Raw genomic sequence first — 16,788 nt, 5'->3', positions numbered from 1 at the left:
CCCCTTACAGCTTCATCAGGCTGGCGTCGTCGACCGAGGCCGTATGACGGGTGCGGAAGATCGACACGATGATCGCCAGGCCGACGACGACCTCGGCCGCCGCGACGACCATCGTGAAGAAGGCGATGATCTGGCCGTCCAGATTCCCGTGCATCCGCGAGAAGGTGACGAAGGCGAGATTGCAGGCGTTGAGCATCAGCTCGATGCACATGAACACCACGATGGCGTTCCGCCTGATCAGCACCCCGGCCGCGCCGATGGTGAACAACAGGGCGGCGAGATAGAGGTAATGGACCGGGTTCATTTCTTGGCCTCCTCCTTGCGCTCCTTCGGCGTCGCGTCACCGGACGACGAGGGCCGGGGCTCCTCGGGACCCCGGCCCAGCCAGTCTTCGGAGCGCTCTTCCAGCGCCTTCAGCTCGGCGAGCGACTCCCCGGAGACATCGCGGATCTGGCCGCGCTCCCGCAGCGTCGGACTGACGCTCAGCTCGGACGTGGTGCCGTCGGGCAGCAGGCCCGGGATGTCGACGGCGTTGTGCCGGGCGTAGACGCCCGGGGCGGGCAGCGGAGGTACCTGCTTGCCCTCGCGGATGCGCGCCTCGGACTGCTCGCGCTGGGACTTGGCGCGCTCCGTGCGCTCCCGGTGGGTGAGCACCATCGCGCCGACGGCCGCCGTGATCAGCAGCGCGCCGGTGATTTCGAAGGCGAAGACGTACTTGGTGAAGATGAGCGCGGCCAGGCCCTGCACATTGCCGCCGGCGTTGGCCTCGCCCAGGCCGTTGAACTCCTTGAGCGAGGCGTTGCCGATGCCGGCGATCAGCAGGATGCCGAAGCCGAGGCCCAGTCCGGCGGCGAGCAGGCGCTGCCCCTTGAGCGTCTCCTTGAGGGAGTCCGCGGCCGTGACACCCACCAGCATCACGACGAACAGGAACAGCATCATGATCGCGCCGGTGTAGACGACGATCTGCACGACGCCGAGGAAGTACGCGCCGTTGGCCAGGTAGAAGACCGCCAGGACGATCATGGTCCCGGCGAGCGAGAGGGCGCTGTGCACGGCCCGCTTCATCCAGATCGTGCCCAGCGCGCCGCTGACGGCGACGATGCCCAGGATCCAGAACTGCACGGCCTCTCCGGTGGAGGTCGTGGAGGCCGCGGCGGCGAGGCCGGTCATGCGTCCGCCTCCTTGTCCTGGGCGTTCCCGTCGGCCTTCTCGCCCTTGGAGACCGCGACCTGACGGACGGTCCCCGGGGCGGCCTCGGTCACCAGGCCCTGGTAGTAGTCCTTCTCCGTCATGCCCGGGTAGATCGCATGCGGTGAATCGACCATCGTCTCCTCCAGGCCCGCGAGCAGCTCCTGCTTGGTGTAGATGAGCGATTCACGGGACCGGTCGGCGAGTTCGTACTCATTGGTCATCGTCAGCGCGCGGGTCGGGCAGGCCTCCACGCACAGGCCGCACAGGATGCAGCGCAGATAGTTGATCTGGTAGACGCGTCCGTAGCGCTCGCCCGGGGAGTAGCGCTCCTCGTCGGTGTTGTCCGCGCCCTCGACGTAGATCGCGTCCGCCGGGCAGGCCCAGGCGCACAGCTCGCAGCCGATGCACTTCTCCAGCCCGTCCGGATGGCGGTTGAGCTGGTGCCGGCCGTGGAAACGCGGCGCCGTCGGCTTCTTCTCCTCCGGGTACTGCTCGGTCAGCCGCTTCTTGAACATGGCCTTGAAGGTCACGCCGAAGCCGGCCACGGGGTTCTGGAACTCAGGCACCGTCGCCCCCCTTTCCGTCGTTTCCGATTCCGTCACTGACAGTGTCCGCCCCGCCACTGACAATCAGCTCGCGCTCATGGCGCGGCCGGCGCCGCGGCACGGGCGGCAGGCTCTGTCCGGGCAGCGGCGGCACGGGGAAGCCGCCGGCCATCGGGTCGAAGGCCCCGTCGCCGTCCGTCTCCTCCTCCGCTTCACCGCGCCGGAAGAAGTCCACGAGGAGGGAGATCAGCAGCAGCGTGACGGCGCCGCCGGCGACATAGAGCACGATCTGGGAGAAGTTGTAGCCCTCGTTCTTCAGCGCCCGGACGGTGGCGACCAGCATCAGCCAGACCAGCGAGACCGGGATGAGCACCTTCCAGCCCAGCTTCATGAACTGGTCGTAGCGCACCCGGGGCAGGGTGCCGCGCAGCCAGATGAAGAAGAACAGCAGCAGCTGCACCTTGAGGGTGAACCAGAGCAGCGGCCACCAGCCGTGGTTGGCGCCTTCCCAGAAGGTGGAGACCGGCCAGGGTGCCCGCCATCCGCCCAGGAACAGGGTGATCGCGACCGCCGAGACGGTGACCATGTTGACGTACTCGGCGAGCATGAACATTGCGAACTTGATCGACGAGTACTCGGTGTTGAAGCCGCCGACGAGGTCGCCCTCGGACTCCGGCATGTCGAACGGCGCGCGGTTGGTCTCGCCCACCATCGCGACGATGTAGATGATGAAGGACACCGGCAGCAGCAGGACGTACCACCGGTTCTGCTGCGACTCCACGATGGTCGACGTCGACATCGACCCGGAGTAGAGGAACACCGCCGCGAACGACATGCCCATCGCGATCTCGTACGAGATCATCTGCGCGCACGAGCGCAGCCCGCCGAGCAGCGGATAGGTCGAACCGGACGACCAGCCGGCCAGCACGATGCCGTAGATACCGACCGAGGCCGTGGCCAGGATGTAGAGGATGCCGATCGGCAGGTCGGTCAGCTGCATCGGGGTGCGGACGCCGAAGATCGAGATCTCGTTGCCGGCCGGCCCGAAGGGGATCACCGCGATCGCCATGAAGGCCGGGATGGCCGCCACGACCGGCGCGAGGATGTAGACCACCTTGTCGGCCCGCTTGACGACCAAGTCCTCCTTCAGCATCAGCTTGATGCCGTCGGCCAGGGACTGGAGCATGCCCCAGGGACCGTGCCGGTTAGGGCCGATGCGCAGCTGCATCCAGGCGACGACCTTGCGTTCCCAGACGATCGAGAACAGCACCGTCAGCATCAGGAACGCGAAGCAGAAGACCGCCTTGATGACGACCAGCCACCACGGGTCGCGGCCGAACATCGACAGGTCTTCCTGGGCCAGCGCGCCGCCGGCCGCGGCGAGTTGATCGAGCTGCTGCATCATGCGTCCACCTCCTCGGCCGGCTCCGGGGTGCCCGGGACGGCGGAGATCTTCACCAGGTCACCGGGTTGCGCCCCGGTGTCGGCGGCGACGCCACCGCCCGTGGAGTTGAGCGGCAGCCACACCACCCGGTCGGGCATCGGTGTGACCCGCAGCGGCAGGTGGACCGAGCCCGCCGGTCCGGTGACCGCCAGCAGGTCGCCGTCCTTGACCCCGGTCTCCTGCGCGGTGGCCTGCGACAGCCGGGCGAGGGCGGCGTGCCGGGTGCCGGCCAGCGCCTCGTCGCCCTCCTGCAGCAGCCCCTGGTCCAGCAGGAGCCGGTGCCCGGCGAGTACGGCCTCGCCGCTGTCGGGGCGGGGCAGCGGGCGCCCGGACTCCAGGGGCTCGCTCGCGTACGGGCCGTCCCAGCCGCCGAGCCGGTCCAGTTCGCGGCGCACGGAGCCGACGTCCGGCAGCCCGAGGTGGACATCGAGCGCGTCGGCGAGCATGTGCAGCACCCGGGAGTCCGGCAGCAGATGCCGGCGGGTCATCTGGTCCGGCTTGAGGGCGGCCTCGAACTGCCGCGCCCGGCCTTCCCAGTTGAGATAGGTGCCGGCTTTCTCGACCACGGCCGCCACCGGGAGGACCACATCCGCCCGGTCGGTGACCTGCGAGGGCCGCAGCTCCAGGCTGACCAGGAAGCCGACCTCGTCCAGGGCGGTCAGCGCACGGGCCGGGTCCGGAAGGTCCGCGACCTCGACGCCCGCCACGAGCAGCGCGCCGATCTCACCGGCCGCCGCGGCCTCGATGATCTGGCCGGTGTCCCGGCCGTGCCGGTGCGGCAGCGCGGCCACGCCCCAGGCGGCGGCGATCTCGTCGCGGGCCCGCGGGTCGGTGGCCGGCCGGCCGCCGGGCAGCAGACCGGGCAGCGCGCCCGCCTCGACGGCGCCGCGTTCGCCCGCCCGCCGCGGGATCCACACCAGTCGGGCGCCGGTGGCGGTGGCGGCGCGGACAGCGGAGGTCAGCGCGCCGGGCACCGCCGCCAGCCGCTCGCCGACGACGATCACCGCGCCGTCGGCCCGCAGCGCCTCGGCCGCGGCCTGCCCCGCGCCCTCCAGGCCGACGCCGCCCGCGAGCGCCGTCAGCCATTCGGTCTCGGTGCCGGGCGCGGCCGGCAGCAGCGTGCCGCCGGCCTTGATCAGCCCACGGGAGGCATGGCCGGCCAGCCCGTAGGTGCGCTGTCCGCTCTTGCGGTGCGCCTTGCGCAGCCGCAGGAAGACGCCGGGGGCCTCCTCCTCGGCCTCGATACCGGCCAGCAGGACGGCCGGTGCCTGCTCCAGCGCGGTGTAGGTGACGCCTTGGCCGTCCAGGTCATGCCCGCGCCCGGCGACCCGGGACGCCAGGAAGTCGGCCTCCTCGGCGCTGTGCACCCGCGCCCGGAAGTCGATGTCGTTGGTGCGCAGCGCGATCCGCGCGAACTTGGCGTAGGCGTAGGCGTCCTCGACGGTCAGCCGGCCGCCGGTCAGCACGCCCGCGCGCCCACTGGCCGCGGCCAGTCCGCGGGCCGCCGCCGCCAGCGCCTCGGGCCAGCTCGCCGGCTCCAGTTCACCGGACTCCGGGTGGCGTACGAGGGGGTGCTCCAGCCGGTCACGCTGCTGGGCGTACCGGAAGGCGAACCGCCCCTTGTCGCAGATCCACTCCTCGTTGACCTCGGGGTCGTTGGCCGCCAGCCGCCGCATGACCTTGCCGCGCCGGTGGTCCGTACGGGTCGCGCAGCCGCCCGCGCAGTGCTCGCACACCGACGGCGAGGAGACCAGGTCGAAGGGGCGGGAGCGGAAGCGGTAGGCGGCGGAGGTGAGCGCGCCGACCGGGCAGATCTGGATGGTGTTGCCGGAGAAGTACGACTCGAAGGGGTCGCCCTCGCCGATGCCGACCTGCTGGAGGGCGCCGCGCTCGATCATCTCGATCATCGGGTCGCCGGCGATCTGGTTGCTGAAGCGGGTGCAGCGCGCGCATAGCACGCACCGTTCGCGGTCCAGCAGCACCTGGGTGGAGATCGGCACCGGCTTGGCGAAGGTGCGCTTCTTGCCCTCGAAGCGCGACTCCGGGTCGCCGACCTGCATCGCCTGGTTCTGCAGCGGGCACTCGCCGCCCTTGTCGCAGACCGGGCAGTCCAGCGGGTGGTTGATCAGCAGCAGCTCCATCACCCCGCGCTGGGCCTTCTCCGCCACCGGGGAGGTCAGCTGCGACCTGACCACCATGCCGTCGGTGCAGGTGATGGTGCACGAGGCCATCGGCTTGCGCTGGCCCTCGACCTCGACGATGCACTGCCGGCAGGCGCCCGCCGGGTCGAGCAGCGGGTGGTCGCAAAAGCGCGGGATCTCGATGCCGAGGAGTTCGGCGGCACGGATGACCAGCGTCCCCTTGGGGACGGAGATCTCGATGCCGTCGATCGTCAGGGTGACGAGGTCCTCCGGCGGGACTGCCGCCGCGCCGCCCCCGGTGGGGCCCGTGGCGGAGCCGCTGTTCGATCCCGTGGTCGTGACGGTCATGCTTTCACCCCCAGGTGAGCGTCGTTGTCGGCCCACAGGGTCGACTTGGCCGGGTCGAAGGGGCAGCCCTTGCCGGTGATGTGCTGCTCGTACTCCTCGCGGAAGTACGCCAGCGAGGAGAAGATCGGCGAGGCGGCGCCGTCACCGAGGGCGCAGAAGGACTTGCCGTTGATGTTGTCGGCGATGTCGTTCAGCTTGTCGAGGTCGTCCATCCGGCCCCGGCCGGCCTCGATGTCGCGCAGCAACTGCACCAGCCAGTAGGTCCCTTCGCGGCAGGGTGTGCACTTGCCGCAGGACTCGTGCGCATAGAACTCGGTCCAGCGGGTGACCGCCCGTACGACACAGGTGGTCTCGTCGAAGCACTGCAGCGCCTTGGTGCCGAGCATCGAGCCGGCCGCGCCGACGCCCTCGTAGTCGAGGGGGACATCGAGGTGCTCGTCGGTGAACATCGGCGTCGAGGAGCCGCCCGGCGTCCAGAACTTCAGCCGGTGGCCGCGGCGCATCCCGCCGCTCATGTCCAGCAGCTGGCGCAGGGTGATCCCCATCGGGGCCTCGTACTGGCCGGGGTGGGTGACGTGGCCGCTGAGCGAGTAGAGCGTGAAACCCGGGGACTTCTCGCTGCCCATCGACCGGAACCAGTCCTTGCCCCTGTTCATGATCGCGGGAACCGAGGCGATGGACTCGACGTTGTTCACGACAGTGGGGCAGGCGTAGAGGCCGGCCACCGCCGGGAAGGGGGGACGCAGCCGGGGCTGTCCGCGACGGCCCTCCAGGGAATCGAGCAGCGCGGTTTCCTCACCGCAGATGTACGCGCCGGCGCCCGCGTGCACGATCACGTCCAGGTCGAGCCCCGAGCCGAGGATGTTCTTCCCGAGGTAGCCCGCCGCGTAGGCCTCGCGCACGGCCTCGTGCAGCCGGCGCAGGACGGGGACGACCTCGCCGCGCAGATAGATGAAGGCGTGGTGCGACCGGATCGCATGGCAGGCGATCACGATCCCCTCGATGAGGGAGTGCGGGTTCGCGAAGAGGAGGGGGATGTCCTTGCAGGTCCCGGGCTCGGATTCATCGGCGTTGACGACCAGGTAGTGCGGTTTGCCGTCGCCCTGCGGGATGAACTGCCACTTCATCCCGGTCGGGAAGCCCGCGCCGCCGCGGCCGCGCAGCCCGGAGTCCTTGACGTAGGCGATGACGTCGTCCGGGGGCATCGCGAGCGCCTTGCGCAAGCCTTCGTAGCCCTGGTGCCGACGGTAGGTCTCCAGCGTCCAGGGTTCGGGCTGGTCCCAGAAGGCGGACAGGACCGGCGTCAGAAGCTTCTCGGGGTTGGTCTCCCCGCCGGCCTCCGGCCGGGAGGCACCCCCGTGTTCGGCTGCCACGGTCATCACTCCCCCTCCTCTGCTGTGGGACCGGCCGGGTGCTGCGGATCCGAGGCCGAGGTCTGCTGCGGTGCGTCGTGGGAGCTGGGGTGGCCCGCGGGCGGCTCGTCGGCGGGGGAGCCGGACGGGGCCTCGTCGGCCGGGCCGTCGGTGGTGGTGCGCGGCGCGATGACGTGGTCGGCGCCGCGGCCGGGGGCGGCTTCGCCCTTGGCGAGCCGCAGCCCGATCAGCGAGGCGGGGCCCGCTGCGCCGGTGGCCTCGACGGCGCCCGGCCGCTCGTCCGGGAAGCCGGCGAGCATCCGGGCCGTCTCCTTGAACGTGCACAGCGGTGCGCCGCGGGTGGGCCGGACGCTGCGGCCGGCCCGCAGGTCGTCGACCAGTTGCCGGGCGGACTGCGGCGTCTGGTTGTCGAAGAACTCCCAGTTGACCATCACGACCGGGGCGAAGTCGCAGGCCGCGTTGCACTCGATGTGTTCGAGGGTGACGGCGCCGTCCTCGGTGGTCTCGCCGTTGCCGACGCCGAGGTGCTCCTTGAGCTCGTCGAAGATGGCGTCGCCGCCCATCACCGCGCACAGGGTGTTGGTGCAGACCCCGACCTGGTAGTCGCCGCTCGCCTTGCGGCGGTACATGGAGTAGAAGGTCGAGACCGCGGTGACCTCGGCGGTGGTGAGGTCGAGCAGCTCGGCGCAGAAGCGGATGCCGGTGCGGGTGACGTGCCCCTCCTCGGCCTGGACGAGGTGCAGCAGCGGCAGCAGCGCCGAGCGCGAGCCGGGGTAGCGGGCGATCACCTCCTTGGCGTCCGCTTCGAGCCGGGCCCGTACGTCCGCCGGGTAGTCAGGAGCGGGGAGCGCGGGCATTCCCAGCTGCACGTCGTGGTTTGCCTCGGTGGAGTTCACCGGTCGACGCCTCCCATCACGGGGTCGATGGACGCGACGGCGACGATGACGTCGGCGACCTGGCCGCCCTCGCACATCGCCGCCATGGCCTGCAGATTGGTGAAGGACGGGTCGCGGAAGTGCACCCGGTAGGGGCGGGTGCCACCGTCGCTGACCGCGTGCACGCCCAGCTCGCCCTTGGGTGACTCGACGGCGGCGTAGGTCTGTCCCGGCGGAACCCGGAAGCCCTCGGTCACCAGCTTGAAGTGGTGGATCAGGGCCTCCATCGAGGAGCCCATGATCTTCTTGATGTGGTCGAGGGAGTTGCCGAGGCCGTCCGGGCCCAGGGCCAGCTGGGCGGGCCAGGCAATCTTCTTGTCCGCGACCATCACCGGGCCGGGCGCCAGCCGGTCCAGGCACTGCTCGACGATCCGCAGCGACTGGCGCATCTCCTCCAGCCGGATCAGGAACCGGCCGTAGGCGTCACAGGTGTCGGCGGTCGGCACCTCGAAGTCGTAGGTCTCGTAACCGCAGTACGGCTGCGTCTTGCGCAGATCGTGCGGCAGTCCGGCGGAGCGCACGATCGGCCCGGTGGCGCCGGTGGCCATACAGCCGGCCAGATCGAGATAGCCGATGCCTTCCATCCGGCCCTTGAAGACCGGGTTGCCGGTGGCGAGCTTGTCGTACTCGCCGATGTTCTTGCGCATCTTCTTCACGAACTCGCGCACCTGGTCGACCGCGCCCGGGGGCAGGTCCTGCGCGAGGCCGCCGGGGCGGATATAGGCGTGGTTCATCCGCAGGCCGGTGATCAGCTCGTAGAGATCGAGGATCAGCTCACGGTCGCGGAAGCCGTAGATCATGATCGTGGTGGCGCCCAGCTCCATCCCGCCGGTGGCGATCGCCACCAGGTGGGAGGACATCCGGTTGAGCTCCATCAGCAGCACGCGGATGACCGTGGCCCGGTCGGGGACCTGGTCGGTGATCCCGAGCAGATTCTCCACGGCCAGGCAGTACGCCGTCTCGTTGAAGAAGGGGGTGAGGTAATCCATCCTCGTGACGAAGGTGGTGCCCTGCGTCCAGGTCCGGTATTCGAGGTTCTTCTCGATACCGGTGTGCAGATAGCCGATGCCGCAGCGGGCCTCGGTGACGGTCTCGCCGTCGATCTCCAGGATGAGCCGGAGCACACCGTGGGTGGAGGGGTGCTGCGGCCCCATGTTGACGATGATCCGCTCGTCGTCGGACTTCACGGCGGCGGCCGCGATCTCGTCCCAGTCGCCGCCGGAGACGTTGTAGACGGTGCCCTCGGTGGTCTCCCGGGCCAGGGACTCGGTCGTGTCGAAGTCGCTGGAGGTGCGGTGGCCGTCCGGGGAGTGGGAGTGCGGTGCAGTAGTCATCAGCTGTACGACCTCCGCTGGTCGGGAGCCGGAATCCGGGCGCCCTTGTACTCGACGGGGATGCCGCCGAGCGGGTAGTCCTTGCGCTGCGGGAAGCCCTGCCAGTCGTCCGGCATCATGATCCGGGTCAGCGCCGGGTGGCCGTCGAAAACGATTCCGAAGAAGTCGTAGGTCTCGCGCTCGTGCCAGTCGTTGGTCGGATAGACCGCCACGAGCGAGGGCACGTGCGGGTCGGCGTCCGGGGCGGACACCTCCAGCCGGATGAGCCGGTTGTGGGTGATCGAGCGCAGGTGGTAGACGGCGTGCAGCTCGCGGCCCTTGTCGCCGGGGAAGTGCACCCCGCTCACGCCCGTGCACAGCTCGAAGCGCAGCGCCGGATCGTCGCGCAGGGTCCTGGCGACCACCGGCAGACAGCTGCGCTCGATATGGAAGGTCAGCTCACCGCGGTCCACGACCGTCTTCTCGATGACGTTCGCGGGGATCAGCCCCTGTTCGTCGAGGGCGCCCTCCAGCTCGTCGGCGATCTCGTCGAACTCCCCGTAGCCTCCCCCGCTCTCGTCTCCGGCCGAGCGGGAGGTGCCCCCCTCGCCGCGGGGCCCGCCGTACGGCCGCCGGCTCGCCCCGGGCAGCCGGACGGTCCGTACGAGGCCGCCGTAGCCGGTGGTGTCGCCGCCGTTTTCGGCGCCGAACATGCCGCGGCGGGTGCCGATCACCTCGCCGGTGTCGTCGCGCTGCGCGGGAACGGCTTCGTCCTGGCCGTTCTGGCCGTTCGGCTCGTCGGGACGCCCGGGGTTCTTCTGCTCACTCACCGCAGCAGCCCCTTCATCTCGATCAGCGGAAGCGCCTTGAGCGCCGCTTCCTCCGCCTCGCGGGCGGCCTGCCGCTGATTGACCCCGAGCTTGGTGTTCTGGATCTTCTGGTGCAGCTTGAGAATGGCGTCCATCAGCATCTCGGGACGCGGCGGGCAGCCCGGCAAATAGATGTCAACGGGAACAATGTGGTCGACGCCCTGCACAATCGCGTAGTTATTGAACATTCCGCCCGATGAGGCGCACACCCCCATGGAGATCACCCACTTCGGGTCCGGCATCTGGTCATAGACCTGCCGCAGGACGGGCGCCATCTTCTGGCTCACCCGGCCGGCCACGATCATCAGATCCGCCTGCCGTGGTGAACCGCGGAAGACCTCCATCCCGAAGCGGGCGAGGTCATAGCGCCCGGCGCCGGTCGTCATCATCTCGATGGCGCAGCAGGCCAGCCCGAAGGTGGCGGGGAAGACCGATGATTTGCGTACCCAGCCCGCGGCCTGCTCGACAGTGGTCAGCAAAAAGCCGCTCGGCAGCTTCTCTTCAAGTCCCATGTGTGACCCCTAGTCCCATTCCAGGCCGCCACGACGCCAGACATAGGCGTAGGCGACGAAGACGGTGAGCGCGAAGAGGAGCATCTCGACGAGCCCGAACAGCCCCAGGGCGTCGAAGGTGACGGCCCAGGGGTAGAGGAAGACGATCTCGATGTCGAAGACGATGAAGAGCATCGCCGTCAGGTAGTACTTGATCGGGAAGCGACCGCCACCGGACGGATGTGGCGTCGGCTCGATTCCGCACTCGTACGCCTCGAGCTTGGCCCGGTTGTAGCGCCTGGGCCCGACGAGGGTGGCCATCACGACGGAGAAGATCGCAAAGCCTGCCCCGAGGGCTCCCAGTACGAGGATGGGCGCGTAAGCGTTCACCGTCCTCGCTCCCTTCAGTCGACGATGACTGGATGGCGGTCCGCTCGGGCCCTGTGACCGCCCCACGGAGATCGTGCACATGTGAGGCAGTTCACAAGCCCGAACCGCCAGCATCTTATGCCCGTCGGTCTGTGATCTGCGACACGGGAGTGAACAACGTCTTTGTGATCTCCACCACCCGGCGAAGGATCATGAAGTCGGATGAGCGGTGATCTTCATACGTGAAGCGCGCGAGTGATCACGAGAGGTGACAATCGTCAGGGTTACCGCTGGTCAGGGCGGGGTTGCCATTATCAAGTGGTAGCCGCTATGGGCAAATTGGCGCCGGGTGCGGCCAACTGCTATACGCGGGTGGCCCGTAGGCGTGATCCGCTCGCGACCGGGCCGTGATCACCGGTTCGTGCTTCGCTTCACGAGCGGCCGCACCGGTATCAGGTCACGGGAACATAACGGACACTCAAGAGTGACCTATCCCACGCTATTTCAGGCACTAAGTCCTTGACGCCCGGGAAGCCTTGGCGTGGCGGATGGGGAAGTGATAGGCCCCCGTCACCCCCGCGGCGGGCAGCAAATGCCATGCGTAGGAACATGATCGCGAAATTCGGACACCCCCTCGCCGGCTCCGCGGGCGGTCAAAAGTCCGTTCTATTCGCCGCGTACACGTCAAGTGTGGCGCACTGCACCTTTCTTGGCAGCAACCTGTGGCTCCTGATAGCCGTTATTGCCATGTCCCCGAACGCACTCATACCCAGCCACCGGAAGCCCCGCCGTTCCGCGTCCTCGCGGGCCCTGCGTGCGGGCGTGACCGGTGGCTTCCTCACCCTTGCGGTGACCGGCGCCACCGTCCCGGCCAACGCCGCGGAAAAGCCCGTCTCTGAAACCCAGGAGATGCCGACGATCACGACGGCGCTGGCCACCAGCGCCGCCAAGAGCGCCGACACCGCCCAGCAGGTCGCGTTCAACTACGAGCGCCAGGCGCTCCAGGACGACGCGTTCTCCAAGGCCTCCAAGGCCGCGGAGAAGGACAAGGCCGAGGCCGTGAAGCAGGCCAAGGCCAAGGCCGAGGCCAAGAAGAAGGCCGAGGAAGCCCGCAAGGCCAAGGAAGCCGCGCAGGCCCGTGCCTCGCGCTCCTCCGAGCGGTCGACCCTGTCCGCCCCGTCCACCGCCACCGGCAGCACCGCCGCCCTCGTCGCCTTCCTGAAGGCGCAGCTCGGCAAGGCCTACGTGATGGGTGCCACCGGCTCGTCGTCGTACGACTGCTCCGGCCTGACCCAGGCCGCGTTCCACCAGATCGGCGTCGACCTGCCGCGGGTCTCCCAGGCCCAGTCCACCGCCGGCACCCAGGTCGGCCTGGACAACCTCCAGGTCGGCGATCTCCTGTACTGGGGCAGCGCGGGCAGCGCCTACCACGTCGGTGTCTACGTCGGTAACGGCAACTTCATCGGCGCCCAGAACCCGAGCACCGGCATCGTCGAGCGCCCGCTCAGCTACGACATGCCGACCGGCGCGGTGCGCGTCCTCTAGGACCGCCGCGTTCCTGGTGCCTCGTGAGGACCGTCTCTTCCGCCGCTCGGGAGGGACGGTCCTTCGGCACGCCGGCATCCGGCAGGCCGGCAGCGGCCCGCCGGATGCACCGACGGGCCGCCGGGACTCTTCAGGGCCGTCGCCGGCCCGCCGGCCGCAACGGGCCGCCCCCGGGCACGGTTACCAGCCCGCCCCCGCCGGCTGCTTGATGGTCGCGTTCAGCCGGTTGAAGAGGTTGGTGATACCGATGGCCAGGATGATCGCCGACAGCTGCCGCTCGTCGAAGTGGCCGGCGGCGGCGTCCCAGATGTGGTCCGGAACCGGGTCGGAGCTGTCGGCGAGCCGGGTGGCGGCCTCGGTGAGGGCGAGGGCGGCGCGCTCGGCGTCCGAGAAGTACGGCGCCTCCCGCCAGGCCGCGACCGCGAACAGCTGGTCATCGCTGACGCCCGCCTTCCTGGCGTTCTTCACGCCCCCGTCGACGCAGAAGCTGCAGCCGTTGATCTGGCTCGCGCGCAGATGCACCAGCTCCAGCGTGGCCTCCGGCACCCCGCCCTGGCGGGTCGCCTTGACCACGTCGAGGAGGGGCTGCAGGGCCTCGGGGAGGACCATCGCGGGGTTCTTCATCCGTGCGTCCATCACTGCTCTCCTTGAGAAATCTCGTCGTCACTGCGCTGTCGTGACTGCACAGTCGTGACTGCACAGTCATCACTGCGCTCTCGTGACTGCGCTGTCGTGACTGCGCTGTCGTCACTGCACTGACGGATTCCGTCCGGAGAATGTGACAGCGGCGGCCCGGGAGTTTTTCCCGAGCCGCCACCAGGACCCTCACCCGAGCCCGCGTCAGGGCCACCACCAGGCCTTTCGCCCGGTGTGGCCCCCGTGTCAGGCCTTCGGCGCGACCTTGCTCAGACCATTGATGATGCGGTCCATCGCGTCACCGCCCGTGGGGTCGGTGAGGTTGGCGAGCATCTTGAGGGTGAAGCGCATCAGCAGCGGGTGGGTCAGGCCGCGCTGGGTGGCGATCTTCATGACCTTGGGGTTGCCGATGAGCTTCACAAAGGCGCGGCCGAGGGAGTAGTAGCCGCCGTAGGTGTCCTTGAGGATCTTGGGGTAGCGCTGGAGGGCCAGTTCGCGCTGTGCGTACGTGGCGCGGGCGTGCGCCTGCACGATGACCTCGGCGGCGATCGCGCCGGACTCCATGGCGTAGGCGATGCCCTCACCGTTGAACGGGTTGACCAGCCCGCCCGCGTCACCGACCAGCAGCAGGCCCCTGGTGTAGTGCGGCTGGCGGTTGAAGGCCATCGGGAGCGCGGCGCCGCGGATCGGGCCGGTCATGTTCTCCGGGGTGTAGCCCCAGTCGGCGGGCATCGAGGCGCACCACGCCTTGAGGATCTCGCGCCAGTCCAGCTCCTTGAAGGCGGAACTGGAGTTGAGGATGCCGAGGCCGACATTGCTCGTGCCGTCGCCCATGCCGAAGATCCAGCCGTAGCCGGGCAGCAGCCGGTCCTCGGCGCCGCGGCGGTCCCACAGTTCGAGCCAGGACTCCAGGTAGTCGTCGTCGTGGCGGGGCGAGGTGAAGTACGTCCGCACGGCCACGCCCATGGGCCGGTCCTCGCGCCGGTGCAGGCCCATGGCCAGCGAGAGCCGGGTGGAGTTGCCGTCGGCGGCGACGACCAGCGGGGCGTGGAAGGTGACCGGGGTCGTGTCCTTCGCACCGGCCCCGGCCTCGCCGAGCTTGGCATGGACGCCGGTGATGTGACCGGTCAGCTCGTTGACGATCGGCGCACCCACATTGCAGCGCTCGTAGAGCCGCGCGCCGGCCTTCTGCGCCTGCCGGGCCAGCTGCTCGTCGAAGTCATCGCGCTTACGGACCAGGCCGTAGTCGGGGTAGGAGGCCAGCTCCGGCCAGTCGAGCTGGAGGCGGGAGCCGCCGCCGATGATCCGCAGGCCCTTGTTGCGCAGCCAGCCCGCTTCCTCGGAGATGTCGATGCCCATCGCGACCAGCTGCTTGGTGGCCCGGGGCGTCAGCCCGTCACCGCAGACCTTCTCGCGCGGGAAGGCGGTCTTCTCCAGAAGGAGCACGTCCAGCCCGGACTTGGCGAGGTGGTAGGCGGTCGCCGAGCCCGCGGGCCCGGCACCGACGACGATCACATCCGCACTGTGCTCCGAGCGGGCTGTGGTCACGGAATCGGTCACGGACGCGGACTCGGTCACGGCGAAGTCTCCCGGAAGTCGATATCTGGATATCTGGGTGCCGACCGGCACTGGGCACGTGCAGTCTATGGGGGCCGTGGTGATCAGAACCTGAAGGGTTGTGCCGTGAACTCCGTGAACACCCCGCCCGTGAACCGACCGCTCCCCGCCGTCGAACTGCGCGTGCCCACCGAGGAGGACGCGTGGAACTGGCACCGGGTCTTCGACGACCCGGACGTCATGGAGTTCTACGGTGGCGTACCGGCCGAACCCTCCGTGTACGAGGAGCTGACCGCGCGCCAGCGCAGGCACCACGCCGAGCTCGGCTTCTGCCTGTACACGCTGCTGGATCCGGCGGACGGCGCGGTCATCGGCTTCACCGGCGCCCAGCCGTGGCCGCGGGACTGGGGCCCGGCGGGCGAGATCGAGATCGGCTGGCGGCTCGGCCGCGCGTACTGGGGCAAGGGCTATGCCACGGCCGCGGCGCAGGCGACGCTGGCGTCGGTACGCACGGCCGGAATCCGCCAGGTGGTCGCGATGGTGGATGCGCACAACGCGCGGTCGATCGCGGTGACCCGGCGGCTGGGAATGCGGCGGGCGGAGCCCGTGATCACGCCGCGGGGGAACCGGACGGCGTACTGCCACCGGCTGGATATCTGAGCGGTACGGCGAGCCCGGCGGGCCGGCCGTCAGCTGTCGGCCGGCCTGCGTCCCCGGTGCAGCGCCACGATGCCGCCGGTCAGATTGCGCCAGGCCACCTCGGTCCAGCCCACGCCCTGCAGCCGGGCGGCGAGTTCGGGCTGGTTCGGCCAGGTGCGGATGGACTCGGCGAGATAGACGTAGGCGTCCGGGTTGCTGCTGACCGCGCGGGCGACCGGCGGCAGCGCACGCATCAGATACTCGGTGTAGACGGTCCGGAACGGCGCCCAGACCGGCTCGCTGAACTCGCAGATCACGACCCGGCCGCCGGGCTTGGTGACCCGGTACAGCTCGGCCAGCGCGGCGTCGGTGTCCTGGATGTTGCGCAGCCCGAAGGAGATGGTGACGGCGTCGAACACCCCGTCAGCGAACGGCAGCCGGGTGCCGTCGCCGGCCGTGAACGGCAGCCACGGATGCCGCTTCTTGCCCTCTCCCAGCATGCCGACGGAGAAGTCGCACGGCACGACATAGGCACCGGTCCGGGCGAACGGCAGCGAGGAGGTGCCCGTACCGGCCGCGAGGTCGAGCACCCGCTCGGCGGGCCGGGCGGCCACCGCGCGGTCCACCTCCTTGCGCCACTGCCGCGCCTGCCCCAGGGAGAGCACGTCGTTGGTGAGGTCGTACCGCGCCGCCACGTCGTCGAACATCGCGGCGACTTCGTGCGGCTGCTTGTCCAGGGATGCTCGGGTCACCCGGCCATTGTCCACCGTGCCGGGGCCGGCGCCCGCACCGGGCACGGCCGGACCGCCGGGTGGCGGATTCAGCGGCGGCGGAAGACGAGACGGCCGCGGAGTGCGGTGGCCAGAGCGCTGCCGTCCGCGGCGAGGACGGCGAAGCGGGCGGGGCCGCCGGGCACCAGGGCGCGCGGGATACGTCCGCCCAGTTCCTGCAGGCCGGAGCGCTCCACGACCGTGCGGACCGCGGGGCGGGCGAACGGCCCGGTCAGCGCCGTGGTCCCGCCGGCCATCAGGCGTTGCAGTCCGCGCCGGGCACTGGCGCCCCAGCGGGCCTCGGTCATGCCGAGGGCGGCGAGCGCCGCGCCGGTGACCGGTTCGCTGCCGAGGGTGTCCGCCTCGCGCGGGTCGGGGTGGTAGGCGGCCTCCAGCAGGGCGGCGGCGTCCGGTTCGTAGCGGCCGGGCGTCAGCACACCGTCCCACTCCCGGACCCGGGCCCGCGCGCCGTACTCGGCGAACAGCTCGTCGAACGGTCCGACGGCGGCGAGGCGGTCGCCCATGACGACGACCGCGTGCCCGGCGTCGTCGGGACGGTCATGATCCGGACGGTCCACGACCGGCCGGACCGCCCGCGCCCGGTGAATCGTCAGCACGGCAG

Annotated in this window: 17 protein-coding genes; 2 read left to right on the top strand and 15 right to left on the bottom strand. The window is 69.9% G+C overall.

Features of this window, described 5'->3' with window-relative positions; all coding sequences use genetic code 11:
* Window positions 1–4: 4 nt before the first annotated feature.
* Genes nuoK through ACWGJY_RS06065 form a run of 11 tightly spaced genes read right to left on the bottom strand, consistent with a single transcriptional unit; the run spans window position 5 to window position 11,040 of the window.
* A complete protein-coding gene (nuoK, locus tag ACWGJY_RS06115) occupies window positions 5–304 on the bottom strand; it encodes an NADH-quinone oxidoreductase subunit NuoK (RefSeq protein ID WP_453259597.1) in 300 nt (99 codons plus the stop codon).
* Complete coding sequence (locus ACWGJY_RS06110) at window positions 301–1,170, bottom strand: NADH-quinone oxidoreductase subunit J (RefSeq protein ID WP_453259596.1); 870 nt, start codon at window positions 1,168–1,170, stop codon at window positions 301–303. The genes nuoK and ACWGJY_RS06110 overlap by 4 nt, the downstream gene beginning before the upstream one ends.
* Complete coding sequence (gene nuoI, locus ACWGJY_RS06105; protein ID WP_453259595.1) at window positions 1,167–1,757, bottom strand: NADH-quinone oxidoreductase subunit NuoI; 591 nt, start codon at window positions 1,755–1,757, stop codon at window positions 1,167–1,169. Before nuoI ends, ACWGJY_RS06110 begins: the two co-directional genes overlap by 4 nt.
* Window positions 1,750–3,138, bottom strand: a complete 1,389-nt coding sequence (nuoH, locus tag ACWGJY_RS06100; RefSeq protein WP_453259706.1) for an NADH-quinone oxidoreductase subunit NuoH — start codon at window positions 3,136–3,138, stop codon at window positions 1,750–1,752. The genes nuoI and nuoH overlap by 8 nt, the downstream gene beginning before the upstream one ends.
* Window positions 3,138–5,669, bottom strand: coding sequence for an NADH-quinone oxidoreductase subunit G (locus ACWGJY_RS06095; RefSeq protein WP_453259594.1), 2,532 nt, complete (start codon window positions 5,667–5,669; stop codon window positions 3,138–3,140). The genes nuoH and ACWGJY_RS06095 overlap by 1 nt, the downstream gene beginning before the upstream one ends.
* Window positions 5,666–7,048 carry an NADH-quinone oxidoreductase subunit NuoF gene (nuoF, locus tag ACWGJY_RS06090; RefSeq protein ID WP_453259593.1) on the bottom strand — a complete coding sequence of 461 codons (1,383 nt, stop codon included), beginning with the start codon at window positions 7,046–7,048 and terminating at the stop codon, window positions 5,666–5,668. The genes ACWGJY_RS06095 and nuoF overlap by 4 nt, the downstream gene beginning before the upstream one ends.
* Window positions 7,048–7,899 (bottom strand): NADH-quinone oxidoreductase subunit NuoE, encoded by an 852-nt coding sequence (nuoE, locus tag ACWGJY_RS06085; protein WP_453259705.1) that lies wholly within the window; start codon window positions 7,897–7,899, stop codon window positions 7,048–7,050. The genes nuoF and nuoE overlap by 1 nt, the downstream gene beginning before the upstream one ends.
* Before the next feature lie 35 nt (window positions 7,900–7,934).
* Window positions 7,935–9,311, bottom strand: coding sequence for an NADH-quinone oxidoreductase subunit D (locus ACWGJY_RS06080; RefSeq protein ID WP_453259592.1), 1,377 nt, complete (start codon window positions 9,309–9,311; stop codon window positions 7,935–7,937).
* The gene (locus tag ACWGJY_RS06075) at window positions 9,311–10,120 is read right to left on the bottom strand and encodes an NADH-quinone oxidoreductase subunit C (protein ID WP_453259591.1); all 810 of its coding nucleotides are present in this window, start codon (window positions 10,118–10,120) and stop codon (window positions 9,311–9,313) included. Before ACWGJY_RS06075 ends, ACWGJY_RS06080 begins: the two co-directional genes overlap by 1 nt.
* On the bottom strand, window positions 10,117–10,671 hold the full coding sequence (locus ACWGJY_RS06070) for a NuoB/complex I 20 kDa subunit family protein (protein ID WP_453259590.1): 555 nt from the start codon (window positions 10,669–10,671) through the stop codon (window positions 10,117–10,119). Before ACWGJY_RS06070 ends, ACWGJY_RS06075 begins: the two co-directional genes overlap by 4 nt.
* A 9-nt stretch (window positions 10,672–10,680) precedes the next feature.
* On the bottom strand, window positions 10,681–11,040 hold the full coding sequence (locus tag ACWGJY_RS06065) for an NADH-quinone oxidoreductase subunit A (protein ID WP_006604811.1): 360 nt from the start codon (window positions 11,038–11,040) through the stop codon (window positions 10,681–10,683).
* A gap of 726 nt (window positions 11,041–11,766) precedes the next feature.
* Between ACWGJY_RS06065 and ACWGJY_RS06060 the strand changes: the two genes are divergently transcribed.
* On the top strand, window positions 11,767–12,564 hold the full coding sequence (locus ACWGJY_RS06060; RefSeq protein ID WP_453259589.1) for a C40 family peptidase: 798 nt from the start codon (window positions 11,767–11,769) through the stop codon (window positions 12,562–12,564).
* A 180-nt stretch (window positions 12,565–12,744) separates the two neighbouring features.
* Here the strand turns inward: ACWGJY_RS06060 and ACWGJY_RS06055 are convergent, their stop codons facing one another.
* Window positions 12,745–13,200 carry a carboxymuconolactone decarboxylase family protein gene (locus ACWGJY_RS06055; RefSeq protein WP_453259588.1) on the bottom strand — a complete coding sequence of 152 codons (456 nt, stop codon included), beginning with the start codon at window positions 13,198–13,200 and terminating at the stop codon, window positions 12,745–12,747.
* A 246-nt stretch (window positions 13,201–13,446) separates the two neighbouring features.
* The gene (locus ACWGJY_RS06050; protein ID WP_453259704.1) at window positions 13,447–14,748 is read right to left on the bottom strand and encodes a geranylgeranyl reductase family protein; all 1,302 of its coding nucleotides are present in this window, start codon (window positions 14,746–14,748) and stop codon (window positions 13,447–13,449) included.
* Between the two features lie 159 nt (window positions 14,749–14,907).
* On the opposite strand from ACWGJY_RS06050, the gene ACWGJY_RS06045 reads away from it, so the two are divergent.
* Window positions 14,908–15,417 (top strand): GNAT family N-acetyltransferase, encoded by a 510-nt coding sequence (locus ACWGJY_RS06045; protein ID WP_453259587.1) that lies wholly within the window; start codon window positions 14,908–14,910, stop codon window positions 15,415–15,417.
* Between the two features lie 29 nt (window positions 15,418–15,446).
* On the opposite strand, the gene ACWGJY_RS06040 is transcribed toward ACWGJY_RS06045, so the two are convergent.
* Entirely contained in the window at window positions 15,447–16,148 is a 702-nt protein-coding gene (locus ACWGJY_RS06040) for a demethylmenaquinone methyltransferase (protein ID WP_453259586.1), read from the bottom strand.
* 68 nt (window positions 16,149–16,216) lie between these two features.
* On the bottom strand, window positions 16,217–16,783 hold the full coding sequence (locus ACWGJY_RS06035; RefSeq protein ID WP_453259585.1) for a hypothetical protein: 567 nt from the start codon (window positions 16,781–16,783) through the stop codon (window positions 16,217–16,219).
* Window positions 16,784–16,788: the final 5 nt, after the last annotated feature.

This window comes from Streptomyces sp. NPDC054765, assembly GCF_053612065.1.
Note: the sequence above shows the minus strand (reverse complement) of the source record. Positions and strands in the feature narration are given on the sequence as shown.